Raw genomic sequence first — 17,811 nt, forward strand, 5'->3', positions numbered from 1 at the left:
CAGTGTTTAAATCCCCCAACCCCATGTAACAAACCACCCTCCAAAGGCGTCTTATCATAAAGATACTTTTCACCAAACTATGAGACATGAATATTAACGCTAAAATTTTCGGGATCACCACTGTTGTGGTATCCTCCATTATGATGAATGCACAGACCCAAACCAGCAAGCTGCCGGGAGACCCTACCCTGGTTTCCACAAAGGCCACCTTCGACCAACTGATTGCGTACGATAAAGGCAACTACCAATACAAAGTAGAGGATTATTTTGCCCGGCCGAAAGCCTCTCAGTTCAGGGTATCGCCGGACGGACAATACCTTTCTTACAAGGAAAAAGATAAAGACGGCAAGAACCATGTGTATGTAAAGAACATTAAGACCGGAACCGTCACCAAAGCCATTGAGGAAAAAGATGACCTTATCAGGAACTACGGCTGGCTGGATAAAAAACGACTGTTCTTTACCCAGGACCGCGGCGGGAATGAAAATATCCACCTGTATGCCGCCGATATTGATGGGAAGAACCTGAAAGACCTGACGCCTTTTGAAGGGATTACCCTGAACATGGTGCATGCGATTAAGGATACTCCGTTTGTGATCGTGGCGATGAATAAGAACAACAAGCAGATCTTTGAACCGTATAAAATCAATTTCAATACGGGGGAAATGACGCAGCTGTATGAAAACAAGGATGTCAACAGCCCGATTGACAATTATATTTTCGACAAGGACGGAAACCTCCGCGGGTACGCAGTCCTGGAAAACGGACTGACCACAAAGCTGTATTACAAAGACCTGAAAACGGGGAAATTTAACCTCCTGAAATCCACCGACTGGAAAGATAATTTCTACATCATCAGTTTCAATGAAAACTCCGGCAACAAGGATGAAGCCTATGTGGTAACAAACCTTGACAGCGATAAATCGAGGATCGTGCTGTACGACCTGAAGAAGAATGCCGTGATCAGGGAAGTCTATTCCAATCCGGATTTCGATGTAAGCTCCATCAGCCTGGCCGGGAAAAACAGGAAGTACGAACTGGATTATATCAGCTATAACGGCATTAAAAACGAGACGATCCCGGTGAGCCCGTTTTATAAGGAAGTCCATAACAAACTGGTTTCCGAATTCGGCGACAAGCAGATTTCCGTGGTTTCATCGGATGATAAGGACGAAAAGCTGCTGGTAGTGGTAGACAGCGATAAGCTATACGGAAAATATTATATCTACGATACGAAAACCAAAACCACCAAGCTCCTTTTCGACCTGATGCCGCAGCTGAAAGAGCAAGATATGGCGGAAATGCGCCCGATAGAATTTAAAAGCAGGGACGGTGTGACCATCCACGGTTACATTACGCTGCCGAAGGAAGCCGTACAAGGTAAAAAAGTACCGCTGATCGTCAATCCGCACGGCGGTCCGCAGGGCATCCGCGACGACTGGGGCTTTAACCCGGAAACGCAGCTGTTTGCGAGCAGAGGTTATGCTACCTTACAGGTGAATTTCAGGATTTCAGGAGGGTACGGAAAGGAATTCCAGAAATCCGGCTACAAGCAGATCGGACGGAAAGCGATGGATGATGTGGAAGACGGGGTAAAATATGCCATTGCACAGGGCTGGATAGATAAAGACAAAGTAGCGATCTACGGCGGAAGCCACGGCGGTTACGCAACGTTGATGGGACTGATCAAAACACCGGACCTGTATACCTGCGGCGTTGATTATGTAGGCGTATCCAATATTTTCACCTTCTTCGATTCTTTCCCCGAATACTGGAAGCCTTACAAGGAAATGGTAAAACAGATCTGGTACGACCTGGACAATCCTGAGGAAGCTAAAATTGCCAAAGAAGTGTCACCGGTGTTCCAGATCGATAAGATCAAGAAGCCGCTGTTCGTAGTTCAGGGCGCCAATGACCCGAGGGTAAACATCAACGAATCCGACCAGATTGTAAAAGCATTGAGGGCCAAAGGCTTCGAGGTACCGTATATGGTAAAATATGATGAAGGCCACGGATTCGGGAAAGAGCATAACCGCATCGAGTTTTACAAAACCATGCTCGGCTTCTTTGCTGAAAACTTTAATAAGTAGGAAATCCTTTTCCATCATTTATAGAAAACAGAAAGCCAGACATTGGCTTTCTGTTTTTGTTTTTACATCCGTGATTACAGGTTTACCGTTTTACAAGCCCGGGGAAATTTCATTACGGTGATCTTGCACTGTTCCTATGAAAATTTATACCGCTCCAGAATACTTTCCTCACCCATTTAATCACAATGGATATGGAACGGGGCAAAGCATTTTCGTCCAAAATAATGCAGCCTTCCTGATAGGATTTTCGGATCCCGTTTATTAACCAGTTCAGGAGAAAAGATGAATCTCAGATGGTAAAACAGGATTTTCCATACTGCCGCAAAAATTAAATAATTTATCCAAAGCCAGTTGATGTATGAACTGCTATTTTTAAATAGTAACCCACATCAGGTCGGTATCAATGTATCAGGTTTTTACAGTATGGAAATAAGCTGTATGGCAGAGATGATCCTATTTATTTTTCTTCACCATTTTTGAAGCAGCTTCCTCCACTGTCATTTGCCTGTCCCAGATTACTTCTGATTGATAGGCTTTATTCAGCATCCCGATGTACTCCTCCATAGAGGGTAAGCCCATCTCCTTACGGCGGGCATCCAATCCTGCTTCATTATCTACCGGCCATACATAAACCTCTTTGCCTGTCTTAAGAGTCTGGGTACCGTACACCTGCTTCTTTCCGGTGAGCATCTGAACCCGGTCGCGGATGGTGGCCAGGTCACTTTTTGAAACGTTTCCCGCCTGGGCCTGTTTTTCAAGTACCGGCAGGTATTTCTGCATGAAAGTAAGGTCTGCATGGTCGATAACCAAAAACACGGTACTGCTCTCTTCCGCAGTCAATCCCTCCGGCCAGCCACACTGGTCCAGCAGCTGGCTGATGTATAGCTGGTTCTTCTTGTCTGACGCTTTCATTTCCAGCGCCATCTGTTTAATTTTGGAAGCATCGCCGGACGGCATTTCTTTTTTGATCTTCGCACGTATCTGCTGATCGGCTTCATGGATGCCTTTCAGTTTCTCTTTCACTGATGCATTATCTTTACAATTGATTTCCTGGGCGGAAGCCGAAAAAGCCCCGGTCATGATCAGCAGTGCAACAGCCGACTGAATTATTTTTGTCATAAAATTATATTAGAATAAGAATGGTTAAAAGTATTGAAATCCGTGCCTTAAATATATCCCTATTTTTAAGTATTTTTTACAGCTACAGCAGATCCCGGTCATGTAGCATTTTTTGACACTTGATGATATTGACATTTCTTATCTATAGATAAATTCCTAAGATCACCTGTACACTCCGTAAAATTTATAATGCATGTTATTTATTTTGCTGAATAGTTATATATTTAGATTATAAAATAGTTTTCATCTCATAATCCAGACATATGCCTGTACCGCTTCATTCTTTCCTGCATCTCCTGTTCATCGGGATCATAGCCCTTTTCCCGGTGGTTAATCCTATCGGTTCTGCCCTTATCATCAGCCCGTACCTGTCCAGGCTTTCGGAAAGCCGGAAGAAAAATGCAGTGCGGAAGATTACGATGTATGCCTTTTTTATCTGCATCATTTCTTTATTTGCGGGCCACTGGATCCTGGAACTGTTCGGGATTTCAATTCCTGTCATCCAGGTGGCCGGCGGAATCCTGATCTGCAAGATGGGATGGGTTTCGCTTTCCTCTGACCAGCAGCAGGGCAGTGACCAGGAGAAGGAAGATACGGAAATCAGTACCGCTGATATCTCAGACCAGCTCTTCTATCCGCTTACGTTTCCTATCACTACAGGCGCTGGCACGATTTCCGTACTGTTTACCCTGAGTGCACACAGTGCCGACAAAAACTGGGAAACGTACCTGATCAACACCTCTGCCATCATCCTGGCCATCATCATCATGTGTGCCCTGGTGTTTTTCTTTTACAGCCATACCAAAACCATCATACAGAAACTGGGAGCCAACGGCCAGAATATCGCCAACAGAATTTTTGCCTTCCTGATCTTCTGTGTTGGCCTGGAGATTGCCGTTACGGGCGTGAAAGCTATTTTCCACTGATATTCAGGCCTATAAAATACCATTGATACTCCATGTAACCGGCAACAGGTTGATGATGATATCATCAGATACTGGACGCAATAGTTTTAAAATTTACTTGAGCTGTAAAGATCCGATCAAATCCCTCCATTGCTGCGCAATTTTATCTTCACTGTAAGATTCCATGGACGTACGGGCATTGATCCCCATTTCCAGCCTTAACGTTTCACTGTTCATGAGCTCTTCCAGGCGTTGTAACATTTCGTTTTCATCCCGGCAAAGAAAGCCCGTAACTTCGTCTTTGATCAGCTGGTTAACACCGGAACAGTCAATAAAGCCCAAAGAAGGCAACCCTGAAGCCATTGCTTCGGTTAAAGCCAATGGAAAGCCTTCATACCGGCTGGGAAAAATAAATATATCGGCATGGCTGAGCTCTTCCAGCGGACGGCTTGTAAATCCCCGCAAAAAAATCCTGTCATTAAGATTATAATCATCTATCCGCTGCTGCAGTGTATCATAGTCTGCACCGATCCCGAATAAATGCAGGTCCCATCGGTCGTATTTTGCCGATAGCCTGCTGAACAGGTCTATGGCGATGCTTTGCTTTTTACAGTCATCTACGAGGGAACCGATGTTAATGATCCGGCACCGCTCTTTTTTCTGCCGGTTTACCTGGCTCTCCGGGCTGATCGCAGGAACAGGATTAGGAATCACCACGGTTGTCCCGTGAAATGTCTCCGGCAGGAACGCCGTATAGCTTTCAAACAGGACCTGGATGACATCCAGTTTTTTAAAAGACTCTTTCAGCAGGGCCGTTTCAATTTGCTTTCTGGGCCATAATACATCGGTATAATCATAATCCGGCCTGCCGTTAACAGAGTTTACGATTGGAACATCATATGTATTCTGGTAAGTGATTTCCAGCAGCGATCCAATAGACATGGTAATGATGACATCCGGATTCATCTCATCGATCCGGGATTTCCAGTATTTTGACCTGCATGAAAGGTTATAACGGTAAAGCCCGTCCGGCCCGCCCTTACTCTGAATCAAACGTTGATTCCGGAGCTTATTTCTTTTCTTTTCTATTTTACGGAGCACCCACCGGAAAGGGTTTTTACCTTTATAGTTGTACAGAGGGAATAAATGAACCTGACCAATATCCGGATTAAAAATATTGGTCACCGTTACCTTATCTTCGAGGGGATATACCGGTTTTCCCGAAATATCCTGGTGAGTGGCAATGGTAACCTGATGTCCAGCCAGTGACAGTGTATTAGCCAGAAAGCTGCATATTTTTTCTGTTCCTCCGGCTCCGTTGATGAAATGTTCATGCTGTACGAGTAAAATTTTCATCGCTCAAATTTTTCTCTCATTGTTTTTCTCATATTCGTCCTGAGGGCTTTTAACGGAATGCATTTAATAAGGAAGAAATAAAGCTTCTTTTTCATTTTCTCCTTCTTTACATAATCGTCATAATAGACCTGGAAACCTGAACTGTCTTCTATACTTACAAAATGTAAGAATGGCCTGCTGATATTCTTTTTCTGATCTTCGCTGATGTAAGGCATCAGTTCAGCTACATAAGATTTTATCATCTGGTGCAACTGGCTCTTTTGCTGATCCGTTAAATTCATAGCCAGATACCGCAACCCGAACGGTTCGTGTTCCAGGAACAGAATCAGGTGCAGTGCGTGGGTATCCAATAAATCGTATTCCCTGTAGAAATTACGCAGAATGTTGATCCAGGCAGGAATCTGGCTCATAACGCTTCCGGTATTGCCGTTGATCATGCGGTGGTTTTGAGATTCATGCTGCCTGTAGAAATAAATCCCTTCAGGATTAGTCCCTACAGCTGATGTAAGTGCAAGCAGCTGATGGGAAAACAGCCCGTCTTCGCAGGGCTGAATTTTCTCCGGAAACCGGATATCCGGATGTTTTTCCAGGAATTCCCGTTTCAGGAACTGCGCGCACGTGGGCAATGCCGCCAAACCGGCCCGGCGTTTACAATGGTAAGGCCCGACAATAAGGATATCGCTGTTTTGCTTTTCCGCAGCGTCAAAAGAGGTTTTCAGAAAATTTTCCTCAAGGCTGTCATCAGAATCGAGAAAGTAAACATATTTTCCCCTGGCACGGGACAATCCTGCATTTCTTGCAGCAGAAACCCCTGAATTATTCTGATGATAATAGGTAATTCTTTGATCAGAATCAACGTATCCACGGCATACAGAAGCACTGTTATCATTGCTCCCGTCATCAATCAGCAAAATCTCAAAATTGCGGAAACTTTGTTGCAGTACGCTTTCTATTGCTTCGGAAAGGAACTTACCTGTATTATAAATCGGAATGATTACCGATACGCCGATAGTGTTATTTTCAGACTGATCAGGATTCAATTCACCAAACATGCCTCTAACTTTAACTTATTCAATTGAAATGTCCGGTATTTGAAAACACCCGATTTCAATCCGACGATCGCCCCGAAGTCTATATTGTCATTATCGGTATGCATCGGGAATATGCAGGACCTGTAAGCATTATATTCCACTAACGGTTTAGGGAAAACCTTAAAGTTGTACCCGTCTTTTGAGACCGCAATATACAGGGATTCTGAAGTATATTTTTTCACTTCACCCACGGCAATGCATAAGAAATAATAACCATCCACATAAGTTGCCTGGATATGCCATGGAGCATACTGAGCGTTGACATTCACCCAGGGTTTATTTACGAAATTAACCACTTTGCTTTGCTTGAACGCTGAAAAGTTAAGTCCGTCACCGGATTTCCTGCTGATGACATAAGAAGGATCATTTCCCGGGAAATTCGGGCTTAGATTGTTCTCCACCTCATAGCTGATGTAATTTTTACCGTTGAAAACGATACTGGGAGAAATGATATGGTTATTCTTCGGCGAAAAAGGGAAATTGCTGGTATATACTGCTTCCATGGGTGACCAGGTAACTCCGTCTGCCGAGGTCTGCCTCACAATGGTACGCTGTGCATCGGAGGTAAGCTTCATAAAATTGTTTTTGTTTTTAGCCCCTCTTTTTTTAATGGCTGCCGCCTTGATAAAGCTTCCTCTGTAATACAGGGAGAATTTCCCGTTCTCATAGATCCAGTCCACATCAGACCAGAAGCCCTGTTTGGGTTCATTCTTCTTTTCTGCAAAGCTTTCCTTAAGCGAAGGTACCTTCTGCAAAGGTCCCGACTGCCCGTTAGGCCCGGCCCAGTTTAACCCGTCATTGGAAACAACAATAGTGGGATTTTCATATCGTTTTGAAGAGTCGTTCGTTCCTACACTCCCAAAATAAGGCGTAAATACCATCCAGTATTTATAACCATGGAAACCGTTGGGAAAATACTGTACGTCAGGATGGCAATATCCGAAATTGGGGCTGTTGATATTTTTAATGAAAGCTGGATTGTTCTCTCCGGCATAATTTCCGTTAGCCATGGTGTTGATGCTCACCGTACCCAGGTCGGTAGAATAATTCAGCAGGCCGGAGTATTCCGATTCGTTCTTGATATTTGCCGGAACATTTTCCGCAAAGAAATCTTCATTGTCTTTTGTACACGAATAACTGATCAGAGAGAGGGTTAATAGGAATAAAGAAGCCCCCAATCCGTATCCCCTCGATGTTGTAATACCCATTTATAGCATTTGTTATGAATCTGCAAATTTATACGAATTATCCATACAATGCATTCAATTTAATGTTTATTATATTAAAAAATACTTAATTAAACGAATTATTATGTATTGTATAAAAATTAAAGGAAAATATCAATGATGAATAATAAGGTACAGGCAATTGAATTCTTTAAGCACGGGATTTGTATTGATGTTACAGCAATCATTAACCCTGCCTGATCCTGCCGGTAATAAGAATCACCTGAGGGATATCGCAAAAGAATAAATCAATAATATTTAGGTATACCGCAATCTGTTTCAGACAGCTTTCGTTTAAAATATACATATATGCAGGAAGACAATAAAAACAACATCAGTAACCACCTTGCTAATGAGAGGACATTCCTGGCCTGGGTCCGGACTGCCATAGCGATGATGGGCTTTGGATTTATCCTGGTGAAATTCTCCCTTTTCCTTAAACAGCTATCGCTTGTGGCTGGAGAAAACATCATTATTCACAGTCAGAAAGGCTATTCGGGGCTGACCGGTATCCTGTTGGTAGCAGCCGGTGTGCTGACACTTCTGATGTCGTATATAAATTATCAGAAAACCAAAAAACAGATCAGCAGGAATACGTATGAGGGGAACAGTACAATGCTGCTAACGTTAACGGTATCCCTTATTGCCTTAAGCGTTTTCCTGATCTATTACCTGGTTACCGGTATCTGAGAGCCGTTACCGGTTTACAAATCCAGTTAATCACCTGGCCAAATCAAAATCCTTTGATAGCTTTAACTTTTTCCCGGGACCTTAAGATTATCAAGCGCACTGTGTTCTTCATGGGCGCCATTCCTTTCAATCACACTGATTTCCCCATTCGGCTCGATGACTACGGCAAGGACATCCTCAATTTTTGCAAGGCCTTCCTTACGGATGACCGCGAAAATTTCGTTTTCGGTAATCGCTTCTTTTTTCATGCTGTCTTCAAGGTAACTTCCTTTTTAAAACAAAAGCCTTGGCGAAGCGTTAAGCACTTTGTCCATGGCGTCCGATTCCCGCGAAAGCCTTGCGAAAAGATATTGCAGGCCTATGATCAGCAGTAATACCACGACTCCTTCAGTAAAGGTAATCTGAGCCAGCATCATATAGGCCAGTACGGAACCCAATGCCACCGTAACGATAAAATCAAAGGCGTTGAATTTAGCCAGTGTCCGTTTGCCGGAAATCCTGATCAGTATAAAGAGAGTAATAAAAGATATAACCGTCATCAGGGCCATATGCCATACATTAGCCCAGTTTTCAAAAAAAATATATCCCATCTGTTGATTTTTACAGGATTAACAAAAAAGCCATTGATCTTAAAACCAGCCGATACCACGGAAGCGGCATGATCAGAAAATTATTCTGATTTTTAATGAAAAAGGCCGGCTGTTCACGCAGCTGGCCGTTAAAGGTCTGTGATCATTTCAAATCTAGTAAAAAGCCGGCAGAATCTATATGACTCCAATCACATCGGGAAACAGCCGTGACTTTTAAAACCTCCGATGATGGGAAGGCTGAAATAACAGATGATATCATTAATGTTTCTGTCTTTTCAAGCTGTTTTTAGCCTTCATAATAAATAGATCTGTCAATGATATTTATTGCAACCTTCCTCCCAATGCTTTAAAAAGCAAAACATTATTCCGGGTATTTTCATGCCTGAACCTGAGCAGGTCAAGCTCAGCCTGGAGCTTACTTCTCTGGGCATTGATCAGTTCAAAGTAGTTTGCATAGCCGGTAATATACAGGTCATTGGATACTTCGATCCCTTTATCCAGGTGCTTCACCTCTTCCTCCTTCAGCTCCAGGACACGGTGGAAAATCCGGGTCTGCTTCAGGATCGACTGGAGTTCATTGAATGCTGTTGTCACGCTGTTCTGGTAGTTGAGGAATGCTATTTCCTGTTCGCTGTCTGCAATTTTGAATTCATATTCCAGCTGTCCTCTGTTGAACACAGGAACCATCAGCCCGCCCAGGAGCTGCCCCGCCAGTGAAGCAGGCCTGAACAGGGTGCCCGCAGAAAAAGCATTCAACCCGAATGTGGCACCGAGGTCAATTTTAGGATAGAATGCTGCCCTTGCCGCCTTTGCATCCGCATGCGAGGCCTGGAGGGAATAATAGTTTGAAATGACATCCGGCCGTGAGTGGATAACGGCATCTACATTAAGGTCCGAATTGAGTATTCCGAAGTCAGTGGGTAAAAGCACATCGCTGCGTTCTACATCTCCGCCATACACCCCGGTGAGCGTTGCAATAGCCTGTTTCACTGTAACGATCTCCACTTTAATATGTTCGATCTCGGCCAGCCAGTTGTTATTCTGGGCCCTGAACTGCTGTACTGCCAGTTCAGTTACCTTCCCTACTTCACGCTGTGCCTTAATGATTTCAAATGCCCGCTTCTGGAGGTTATAGTTATCCTCATAGATCTTCAGCCTTTTATCCAGGGCAATAAGGTCGTAATACAGATTGGCAATATCGGTAAACAGATCGGTCTGCAGGAGTTTAAGCCCTTCCTCCGATGCCAGGAATTTATTCAGGGCAGCTTCCTTCCTGTTCCTGAGTTTTCCCCAGGCATCAATCTCCCAGCTGCTTCTTGCTCCCAACCAGTAATTCGGAGTGAAAGTCGTGTTGATTTTCTGGTCTTCCGTAATGTTGGATGAAAGGTTGGTATCATAGTTCCCTACCCCTTCCATGGTATATTTCCCGTAGCGGTCACCGGAAACGATTACACCTACATCCAGTGAGGGCAGCATTGCTGTTTTGGAACGCCTCAGCAGGCTGTTGGCCATGGCGACACGCTGCCGGGCGATCTGAAAGTCAGGATTGGCTTTTTTCACCTTTTCAAAAAGGGCCAGCAGCTTCGGATCCGTAAAATAGCTTTTAAGATCAATACCGGTAAAGTTCGTTCCACCGTTCAGGCTGTCTGCAATAACGGCTCTTTCAGGCAACGGCTTTGTTTCTTTTACCGCTGTTACTTTCGGTACTGCACAGGATGCCAGCATTAATACTGCGGCACCATAGAGCAGAGATTTGAATTTATGATGTCGTTTCATTCTTCTTTCTGTTTTCAAGGGTTGCGAAAAAAATGTATAATCCAGGAATGATGATGAGCCCGAAAACGGTCCCGATCAGCATCCCTCCAGCAGCGGCGGTCCCGATCGAACGGTTCCCCACGGCTCCTGCCCCGGAAGCCACACAGAGCGGGATCAGCCCTGCAATAAAGGCAAATGAAGTCATCAGGATCGGGCGTAGACGCTGTCTGGCCCCCTCAATGGCGGAAGGAATGATCCCGTTGCCTTCCTTATAGCTGGCAATGGCAAACTCTACAATCAGGATGGCATTTTTAGCCAGAAGCCCGATGAGCATGACGAGGGCCACCTGCGCATAGATATTATTGTCCAGGCCGCAGACCAGCAGCGCAATATAGGACCCGAAAATACCCGTCGGCAGGCTCAGCAGCACCGGCATTGGCAAAAGGAAGCTTTCATACTGCGCCGCCAGCAGAAGGTAGACGAATACGAGGCAGACCAGGAAGATATATACGGTCTGATTACCGGAGAGGATTTCCTCCCGGGTCATTCCCGACCATTCTATCTCAAAACCTTTCGGAAGAGTTTCCGCAGCTGCTTTCTCCACGGCTGCAATGGCATCTCCGGAGCTGTACCCGTCTGCCGGTTCACCGTTGATCATGGCAGACATATACATATTGTATCGTGTAAGCACCTCAGGTCCGTACACACGCTCTATCGTGACGAAGGTGGAGAACGGCACCATTTCGCCTTTGTCGTTTTTCAGGTATAAATTCAGGATGCTTTCCGGTGTATCGCGGTATTCCGGGCTTGCCTGAACCATTACCTTGTACATCTGCCTGAAGCGGATGAAATTGGTTGCATAATAGGATCCGAGCATCGTTTGCAGGGTAGACATGGCATTATCCACAGAAATCCCTTTCTTGGCCGCCATATCGTAATCCATATTGATCATATACTGCGGGAATGTCGCATCGAAACTGGTGAAGCTGTTCTTAAGCTCGGGGCTTTCATTCAGCTTTTTTATGAAATCCCGGGTAACAGCATCCATATGGTCTATGCTTCCTCCGGTACGGTCCAGAAGCCGGAGTTCAAAGCCGCTGCTGTTCCCGAATCCGGGCACAGTGGGTGGCGCAAACGCTTCGATCTCGGCATCGGAAATTCCCTTTGTCTTTTTATTTAGTTCCCTGAGGAAATCATTAACCGATACACCCCGTTCCTTCCAGTCTTTAAGGCTGATCATGGCCATTCCGTAAGATGAGCCTGCAATTTCCGTGATGACATTGTACCCTGCCAGGGTCGTCACATTTTCCACCCCATCCATTTTTTTGGCAATGGCTGTAATTTCATCCAGTACTTTTTCAGTCCTTTCCACAGTTGCACCCTGCGGCGTAGTCACGCTCACGTACGCCATCCCCTGGTCTTCCATTGGGATAAACCCGGATGCCAGGAACTTTGTACTCCCCCAGGTAAGCAGGATAAAGGCAACCAGAAGGCCGAAGGTAACCATCGTTCTGGTAGCAAACCTAGATAGGATCCTTACGTACCCGTTGGTCACTTTTTCGAGGAAAGCATTGAAAGAACCGAAGACCCGGTCCATCAGGTTTTTTTTACGGCCGTGCACATGAGGCTTTAAAATAAGCGCACATAAAGCAGGGGTAAGCGTTAAGGCATTAATCCCGGAAATCACGATACTGATAGCAAGCGTCAGGGAAAACTGCCGGTAAAATACGCCTACCGGGCCATCCAGGAATGCTACGGGAATAAATACTGCCGACATCACCAGGGTAATGGCCACCACAGCGCCTGCGATCTCTTTGGTCGAAATGATGGTAGCTTCCATAGGCTGATATCCTTCTTCCATTTTTACATGGACTGCCTCTACCACTACAATGGCATTATCCACCACAATACCGATGGCCAGCACAAGGGCAAACAGAGTAAGGAGGTTTACTGAGAAGCCGAGCATGTTCATAAAGGCAAAAGTCCCGATCAGTGCTACCGGAATAGCCAGTACAGGGATCAGGGTGGAACGCCAGTCCTGTAAGAACAGGAAAACAACAATCGCCACGAGTACAAAGGCCTCTAAAAGCGTTTTTATAACCGCGCTTATAGAAGCATCCAAAAACCTGGAAACGTCATAGGCCATATTATAATCCATCCCGGGAGGAAAGGAACCTGCTTTCAGCTCTGCCATTTTATCTTTTACATTCTGAATAACTTCGGAAGCATTGGAGCCCGGTCTCTGCTTCATCATGATGGATGCGGAAGGCCGGCCGTCGGTTTTGGAAATCATGCCGTAGGTCATGGCCCCGAATTCCACTTTGGCAATATCTTTTAGCTTTAAAATAGTTCCTTCTTCATCAGCCCGCACCGGAATTTCTCCGTACTGTTGAGGCTCAAAGAATTTTCCTTTGTATTTAACGACATACTGAAGCTGCCCGGCCTGCTTACCGGAAGATTCGCCCACCTTTCCGGGCGCAGCGGAGATATTCTGTTTCTGGAGTGCCTGTACCACTTCATCTGTGGAAATATTGTACACCGCCATTTTCTGGGGATCAAGCCATACCCGCATGGAGTATTCCTTCTGCCCCATAATTTCAGCTCGTCCTACCCCATCCAGCCGCTTCAGCTCCTGAAGGACATTAATGTCTGTGAAGTTATAGATAAACTGCTCGTCCTGACTGGGATCCGTGCTGGTGATGTTCAGGTACATCAACATGCTGTTCACTTCTTTCTCGGTAGTAACACCGGCCCTGATCACTTCTTCAGGCAATTCATCCAGGATTGTGGTTACCCTGTTCTGCACATTGACGGCAGCGAGATCTGGATCCGTTCCCACTTCAAAGAATACCTGTATGACAGTTAATCCGTCATTTGATGTAACGGTTGACATATAGGTCATGCCGGGCACACCGTTGATCGCCCGTTCCAGTGGCAGAGCTACCGCATCTGCGGAAACTTCGGCATTGGCACCGGTATATTTGGCCGTTACCGTTACCGACGGAGGAACGATATCGGGAAACTGCGTAATCGGCATTTGCGTCAGGGCCATAATCCCCACCAGCACAAAGACAATGGAAATCACCAGCGAAAGGACCTTCCGCTTGATAAACATTTCTACCATAATTGATTATTTAGGGTTACAGCTTCTTTTTAACGATGATCATGTCGCCGTCTTTCAGGGACTGGGTACCTTCAAACACAATCCGGTCTCCCGGTCTGATGCCGCTTTCTACCAGATAAGCATCCTTCAGGGAAGTGCTTACGGTAACATTGGTCATCTTCACCTTGTTATCTTTTCCTACCCTGAAGACATAGGTTTTGTCCTGAATGGAAAAAGTGGATTTCTGCGGGATCAGCACCGCATTGTTCTCTACCTCTGAAATCGTCAGCTTTCCTGAGGTCCCGTGTTTGATGAGATGGTCAGGATTCGGGAAGAGTACTTTGTAGCGGATGGATCCTGTGGCACGGTCAATCTCGCTTTCGGCTGATTTCAGGGCACCGTTGAACTGGTAGGCCATCCCGTTGGGAAGCACCAACTGGATCTTCTGGTGTTTGCCCAGCTTATCTTTAGACAAAAGCTCAAAATACAGATTTTCCGGAATGGAAAAATAGGCATATACCTCATCCAGCTGGGAAAGTGTGGTCAGCAGAGTACCATTGGTAACCAGGCTTCCGTCTTTGTGGGGTATGACATCAATGACGCCGTTGAAGGGCGCGGTTACCGTTGAAAAATTTATTTTCTGCAATACGGCTTTCCGCTCTGCATCGGCAAAAGCGTATTTACCTTTTGCGGATGACAGCCTGGCTTTCACCAGTTCCAGTTCATTGCCTGCAACAAAACTTTTGTCATAGAGGCTTTTGACCTGCTTCAGCTCAACTTCTGCAATGCGCAGGTCGGCTTTTGCCTGCCTGCACTGGGCTTCCGCTTTCAGGAGGTCCATTTTAAGTTCGGCATCATTGATCTTGAACAGTGGCTGACCTTTCCTTACGGACTGTCCTTCATTAACGTAGATATGATCGATAATCCCGTCCACACGGGAGCGGAGCTCTACGTTTCTCTTGGCCTGAATGTCTGTTACAAACTGGCTGCTGATCAGGGTATCTTTTTGTTTGACCTGAAATACAGGTACTTCCTTATTTTCTTTATGGTGACTGGTATTGCTTTTGACACATGAGTATGCGCATAATAATGCAGCAATGCATACTATGAAACTTTTTGTATTCATGATAGAATTTTATAACTGAAGTTCGACGAAAAATATTGGGGGACAATACCCGTCTCAGAACAGCTGCAACAGGTGCAGGTAAGATTTTACGGCACAGAATACCGCCGGCGCAGGCATCAGCCTGGTACAGGCTTCCGTATTTAAAAACTGTTCGGCCATTCTCTCCGGAGTATCTGCCGGGGCCATAGCACAGATATTCTTAAAGAAATTCTTGGTATAAACCTGTACAGCTTTTACATTATAATACGATTCTACGACAGGATTAATGCCATTGCTGACCGTATTTCCCTTCACGGGAATATTCATCAGTGATTTCTCAGCCCAGTCCGAGTTGAAAAACGAAAACAGTATAACGAGATACACACCGATAAAAGACCTGATCAATAACATTTAGTAGAAATTGCGAATTGTAAACATGAATATGTTTAAGACCACAAATTTAAGGCATTTGCTTTTAAGTTTTTTTTAATTAATGTTAATAAAAACTTAACACAAAGTTAAATAAGCATAATTACATAGATATTTTAAGCTTTCAGACGATAAAAGGATTTATTGATTCAGTATCGATAGAATGGTCCGACACCACCACTTCGCCCCCTATCGCATAAATGGCAAACCTCTATTTTATTCTGTAATTCTCAGCTCTATAACTCTCACGCTCTCCCACTCTTTAACTCTCCTACTCCTTAATCCATCGCGGATCAGCAGATCAAGCAGATTTTTACGCATTGTAAAAACCGTAGGTTTTTGAAAACTGATGTGTTCTTATGTTTTTAAAGCTCTTATCTTTATGATTCTTATGGGTCAGAAAAACTCTATGCGTATTATGATTGTAGCCCCAACCCTAATGCATTCTAAAACTTTAGTACACTCAAACGCTTAAACACTCAAACGCTCCCAAAAATTCCTGCTGCAATATCTGAAACCGGAATCTAATGGTGTAAAGTCATCCTTCAGGTCTTGGAAGAAATCCCTTATAATGCTTATATTTGTTATAGGACAACTTATGATAATTATATAATGAAGTACGGAGCTGTCGCATTCTGGGGATTGTTTATCGCTTATTTTATCCTGGTACACCCCTGCATCCTGTATTACAATGCTTACCATACCAGCAATAATACTCCCGACGGGATGCTGGCCCTGGTTTTTCTGGTGCTGAGCATCCTGTTATGGTCAGTTGTGCTGGTATTCATTCTGCAGCTGATTCTTAATAACGGGATTTTAGCCAAAAGGAACCTCAGGTACATTGAACAGTATGGAAAAAGACTGGATGGAATGATCAGGGAATCAAAAGTACTCCGGGAACATGGTTCCGGGCCTGCATTGCGTGAAATCATTCTGGAAATGACTAATTTTTCGGGGCACCGCATCCTCCATACCATGACCATTACTGATAGCAGGCCTGAAGAGAACAGGTTTACACCCGGGAAATCCATCAGCCTCAGGATTGATCCTTCATTCAGGCGAAATCCTTACTTTTTCCTGGAAGGTTCCCATTCGAAAGTGAACTATATGCTGTTCCTGCCGTGGTTTATCATATTGGCCGGAGTCATTCTGTATTACAGATACGCGTATGCATCTGAAAGCGGCGGGCTGGGCTGGCGGTTCCTGGAACTCTCCCATCCCCTTATCGTGATACCGGCATCCTCCATTTTTGCTGCCGGCATCATCTATTTCATCATCAGAGTTTTCATTATGGGGAACAAAACAACCGCAGAACGATTAAAGCTGAAATTCCTCGGGGAAGTAACCGTTGCCGATATTGTGGAGGTTACCCAGACCGGGACCTACATCAATAACCAGCCTCAGGTAAAGTATACCCTTGAATTCAAAGATAAAAAGGGAACCCTGATACGTACCGGCAAAAAGCAGATCGTTTCCCTGATGGATATCGCACAGGTTAGCTCCATAAAACAGAAGGAAGTCATCTATCTGCCTGACCATCCTGAAAACTTCAGCTTTTTTGATGAAATTAACAATTAGATTCCAATGAAAAACTTTTTACCTGCCGCCATGGCGGCTATCATGCTCATAGGCTGTAAAGATTTTAAAAAGAGCATTGATGATACCTTAAACAGCCCTGCCGAAACTGCAGGATCCAGTACCGGAGACGCTGCTAATACCCCGGCTGCCTATCCCTCCGCTTACAGTGGTCATTCGGGCACAGCAGCGACACCGGAAAAACCGGTTTATTTCACCTCTCAGAAAGACAAGCTACAGGAAGCGGAAAACAAGCTCCGTGCCCTGCCGCAGTTTGCTGGCAAGCCGATTTTCATTTATCAGTTCATCCATTTTTACGATGACGGCAGGATCATAACCAAACTTCAGAACCCTGATACCCCGGAGTATATAGATGAATATACCTATGATGACGGGATGTGGCAGAAGCCGGAACCTGTAGTCCTTTCAAAAAATGATAATGTTAAAGAGGAACTTATCCCGCTGGACAGGATCCCTTTTGAACATGCAGTCAATGTCTATCATGTCCTGGAAGAAAAAAGAAAAGAAATCGGAAGCCAATCGCAAGATTATACCCTGTATGCCGGAAAACGGAAAGGTAAAATCCATTGGTACCCGGGCAGTATTCAAAACGAACGTTCATCCTACGATATTGAATATAATGAAGACGGCACCTTAAAATCTTTTGAACAGAGATAAAAGGCTGCTTCATTATTAACCGATAAGATATAATTTTTATTAGGCTGTTATACAACAGAAAGAATTTTCTGACGGATCGGTCTTTAAATACGATCGTTT

The 17,811-nt window shown here is 44.7% G+C and carries 14 protein-coding genes and 1 pseudogene; 5 read left to right on the forward strand and 10 right to left on the reverse strand.

Features of this window, described 5'->3' with window-relative positions; genetic code table 11:
* Positions 1-86 precede the first annotated feature (86 nt).
* Positions 87-2,090 (forward strand): S9 family peptidase, encoded by a 2,004-nt coding sequence (locus CGB83_RS04835; RefSeq protein WP_100074784.1) that lies wholly within the window; start codon positions 87-89, stop codon positions 2,088-2,090.
* A 453-nt stretch (positions 2,091-2,543) separates the two neighbouring features.
* Here the strand turns inward: CGB83_RS04835 and CGB83_RS04840 are convergent, their stop codons facing one another.
* Positions 2,544-3,209: a DUF6624 domain-containing protein gene (locus tag CGB83_RS04840; RefSeq protein ID WP_100074785.1), complete on the reverse strand. Its 666-nt coding sequence runs from the start codon at positions 3,207-3,209 to the stop codon at positions 2,544-2,546.
* 263 nt (positions 3,210-3,472) lie between these two features.
* On the opposite strand from CGB83_RS04840, the gene CGB83_RS04845 reads away from it, so the two are divergent.
* Positions 3,473-4,135, forward strand: a complete 663-nt coding sequence (locus tag CGB83_RS04845; RefSeq protein WP_100074786.1) for a MarC family protein — start codon at positions 3,473-3,475, stop codon at positions 4,133-4,135.
* Positions 4,136-4,228: 93 nt separating this feature from the next.
* Here the strand turns inward: CGB83_RS04845 and CGB83_RS04850 are convergent, their stop codons facing one another.
* The 3 genes from CGB83_RS04850 to CGB83_RS04860 are packed head-to-tail and all read right to left on the reverse strand — an operon-like array spanning position 4,229 to position 7,769.
* On the reverse strand, positions 4,229-5,470 hold the full coding sequence (locus CGB83_RS04850; RefSeq protein ID WP_100074787.1) for a glycosyltransferase: 1,242 nt from the start codon (positions 5,468-5,470) through the stop codon (positions 4,229-4,231).
* Complete coding sequence (locus tag CGB83_RS04855; RefSeq protein WP_100074788.1) at positions 5,467-6,522, reverse strand: glycosyltransferase family A protein; 1,056 nt, start codon at positions 6,520-6,522, stop codon at positions 5,467-5,469. Before CGB83_RS04855 ends, CGB83_RS04850 begins: the two co-directional genes overlap by 4 nt.
* Positions 6,507-7,769, reverse strand: coding sequence for a hypothetical protein (locus CGB83_RS04860; protein ID WP_228420112.1), 1,263 nt, complete (start codon positions 7,767-7,769; stop codon positions 6,507-6,509). The genes CGB83_RS04855 and CGB83_RS04860 overlap by 16 nt, the downstream gene beginning before the upstream one ends.
* A 327-nt stretch (positions 7,770-8,096) precedes the next feature.
* On the opposite strand from CGB83_RS04860, the gene CGB83_RS04865 reads away from it, so the two are divergent.
* Entirely contained in the window at positions 8,097-8,477 is a 381-nt protein-coding gene (locus CGB83_RS04865) for a YidH family protein (protein WP_100074789.1), read from the forward strand.
* A gap of 62 nt (positions 8,478-8,539) precedes the next feature.
* On the opposite strand, the pseudogene CGB83_RS04870 reads toward CGB83_RS04865, so the two are convergent.
* The 6 genes and pseudogenes from CGB83_RS04870 to CGB83_RS04895 all read right to left on the reverse strand — a co-directional run.
* A pseudogene (locus tag CGB83_RS04870) lies at positions 8,540-8,734 on the reverse strand (YetF domain-containing protein); the annotation flags it as partial.
* A 15-nt stretch (positions 8,735-8,749) separates the two neighbouring features.
* Positions 8,750-9,067 (reverse strand): DUF421 domain-containing protein, encoded by a 318-nt coding sequence (locus tag CGB83_RS04875; protein ID WP_100074791.1) that lies wholly within the window; start codon positions 9,065-9,067, stop codon positions 8,750-8,752.
* Between the two features lie 321 nt (positions 9,068-9,388).
* Positions 9,389-10,843, reverse strand: a complete 1,455-nt coding sequence (locus CGB83_RS04880) for a TolC family protein (protein WP_100074792.1) — start codon at positions 10,841-10,843, stop codon at positions 9,389-9,391.
* Positions 10,827-13,946 carry an efflux RND transporter permease subunit gene (locus CGB83_RS04885; RefSeq protein WP_100074793.1) on the reverse strand — a complete coding sequence of 1,040 codons (3,120 nt, stop codon included), beginning with the start codon at positions 13,944-13,946 and terminating at the stop codon, positions 10,827-10,829. The genes CGB83_RS04880 and CGB83_RS04885 overlap by 17 nt, the downstream gene beginning before the upstream one ends.
* 16 nt (positions 13,947-13,962) lie before the next feature.
* Positions 13,963-15,051 (reverse strand): efflux RND transporter periplasmic adaptor subunit, encoded by a 1,089-nt coding sequence (locus tag CGB83_RS04890; RefSeq protein WP_100074794.1) that lies wholly within the window; start codon positions 15,049-15,051, stop codon positions 13,963-13,965.
* Positions 15,052-15,105: 54 nt separating this feature from the next.
* Positions 15,106-15,441, reverse strand: coding sequence for a hypothetical protein (locus tag CGB83_RS04895; protein WP_100074795.1), 336 nt, complete (start codon positions 15,439-15,441; stop codon positions 15,106-15,108).
* 630 nt (positions 15,442-16,071) lie between these two features.
* Here CGB83_RS04895 and CGB83_RS04900 point away from each other — a divergent pair.
* Positions 16,072-17,037 (forward strand): hypothetical protein, encoded by a 966-nt coding sequence (locus CGB83_RS04900; protein WP_100074796.1) that lies wholly within the window; start codon positions 16,072-16,074, stop codon positions 17,035-17,037.
* A 6-nt stretch (positions 17,038-17,043) separates the two neighbouring features.
* The gene (locus tag CGB83_RS04905; protein ID WP_100074797.1) at positions 17,044-17,712 is read left to right on the forward strand and encodes a hypothetical protein; all 669 of its coding nucleotides are present in this window, start codon (positions 17,044-17,046) and stop codon (positions 17,710-17,712) included.
* Positions 17,713-17,811 lie beyond the last annotated feature (99 nt).

Source organism: Chryseobacterium camelliae (genome assembly GCF_002770595.1).
Classification (GTDB): Bacteria; Bacteroidota; Bacteroidia; order Flavobacteriales; family Weeksellaceae; genus Chryseobacterium; species Chryseobacterium camelliae.

What these genes read in the sequence shown, in the direction of transcription:
- CGB83_RS04835 (WP_100074784.1), top strand. Translation starts at nt 87, where the DNA reads ATGAATATTAACGCTAAAATTTTCGGGATCACCACTGTTGTGGTATCC.
- CGB83_RS04840 (WP_100074785.1), bottom strand. Translation starts at nt 3,209, where the DNA reads ATGACAAAAATAATTCAGTCGGCTGTTGCACTGCTGATCATGACCGGG.
- CGB83_RS04845 (WP_100074786.1), top strand. Translation starts at nt 3,473, where the DNA reads ATGCCTGTACCGCTTCATTCTTTCCTGCATCTCCTGTTCATCGGGATC.
- CGB83_RS04850 (WP_100074787.1), bottom strand. Translation starts at nt 5,470, where the DNA reads ATGAAAATTTTACTCGTACAGCATGAACATTTCATCAACGGAGCCGGA.
- CGB83_RS04855 (WP_100074788.1), bottom strand. Translation starts at nt 6,522, where the DNA reads ATGTTTGGTGAATTGAATCCTGATCAGTCTGAAAATAACACTATCGGC.
- CGB83_RS04860 (WP_228420112.1), bottom strand. Translation starts at nt 7,769, where the DNA reads ATGGGTATTACAACATCGAGGGGATACGGATTGGGGGCTTCTTTATTC.
- CGB83_RS04865 (WP_100074789.1), top strand. Translation starts at nt 8,097, where the DNA reads ATGCAGGAAGACAATAAAAACAACATCAGTAACCACCTTGCTAATGAG.
- CGB83_RS04875 (WP_100074791.1), bottom strand. Translation starts at nt 9,067, where the DNA reads ATGGGATATATTTTTTTTGAAAACTGGGCTAATGTATGGCATATGGCC.
- CGB83_RS04880 (WP_100074792.1), bottom strand. Translation starts at nt 10,843, where the DNA reads ATGAAACGACATCATAAATTCAAATCTCTGCTCTATGGTGCCGCAGTA.
- CGB83_RS04885 (WP_100074793.1), bottom strand. Translation starts at nt 13,946, where the DNA reads ATGGTAGAAATGTTTATCAAGCGGAAGGTCCTTTCGCTGGTGATTTCC.
- CGB83_RS04890 (WP_100074794.1), bottom strand. Translation starts at nt 15,051, where the DNA reads ATGAATACAAAAAGTTTCATAGTATGCATTGCTGCATTATTATGCGCA.
- CGB83_RS04895 (WP_100074795.1), bottom strand. Translation starts at nt 15,441, where the DNA reads ATGTTATTGATCAGGTCTTTTATCGGTGTGTATCTCGTTATACTGTTT.
- CGB83_RS04900 (WP_100074796.1), top strand. Translation starts at nt 16,072, where the DNA reads ATGAAGTACGGAGCTGTCGCATTCTGGGGATTGTTTATCGCTTATTTT.
- CGB83_RS04905 (WP_100074797.1), top strand. Translation starts at nt 17,044, where the DNA reads ATGAAAAACTTTTTACCTGCCGCCATGGCGGCTATCATGCTCATAGGC.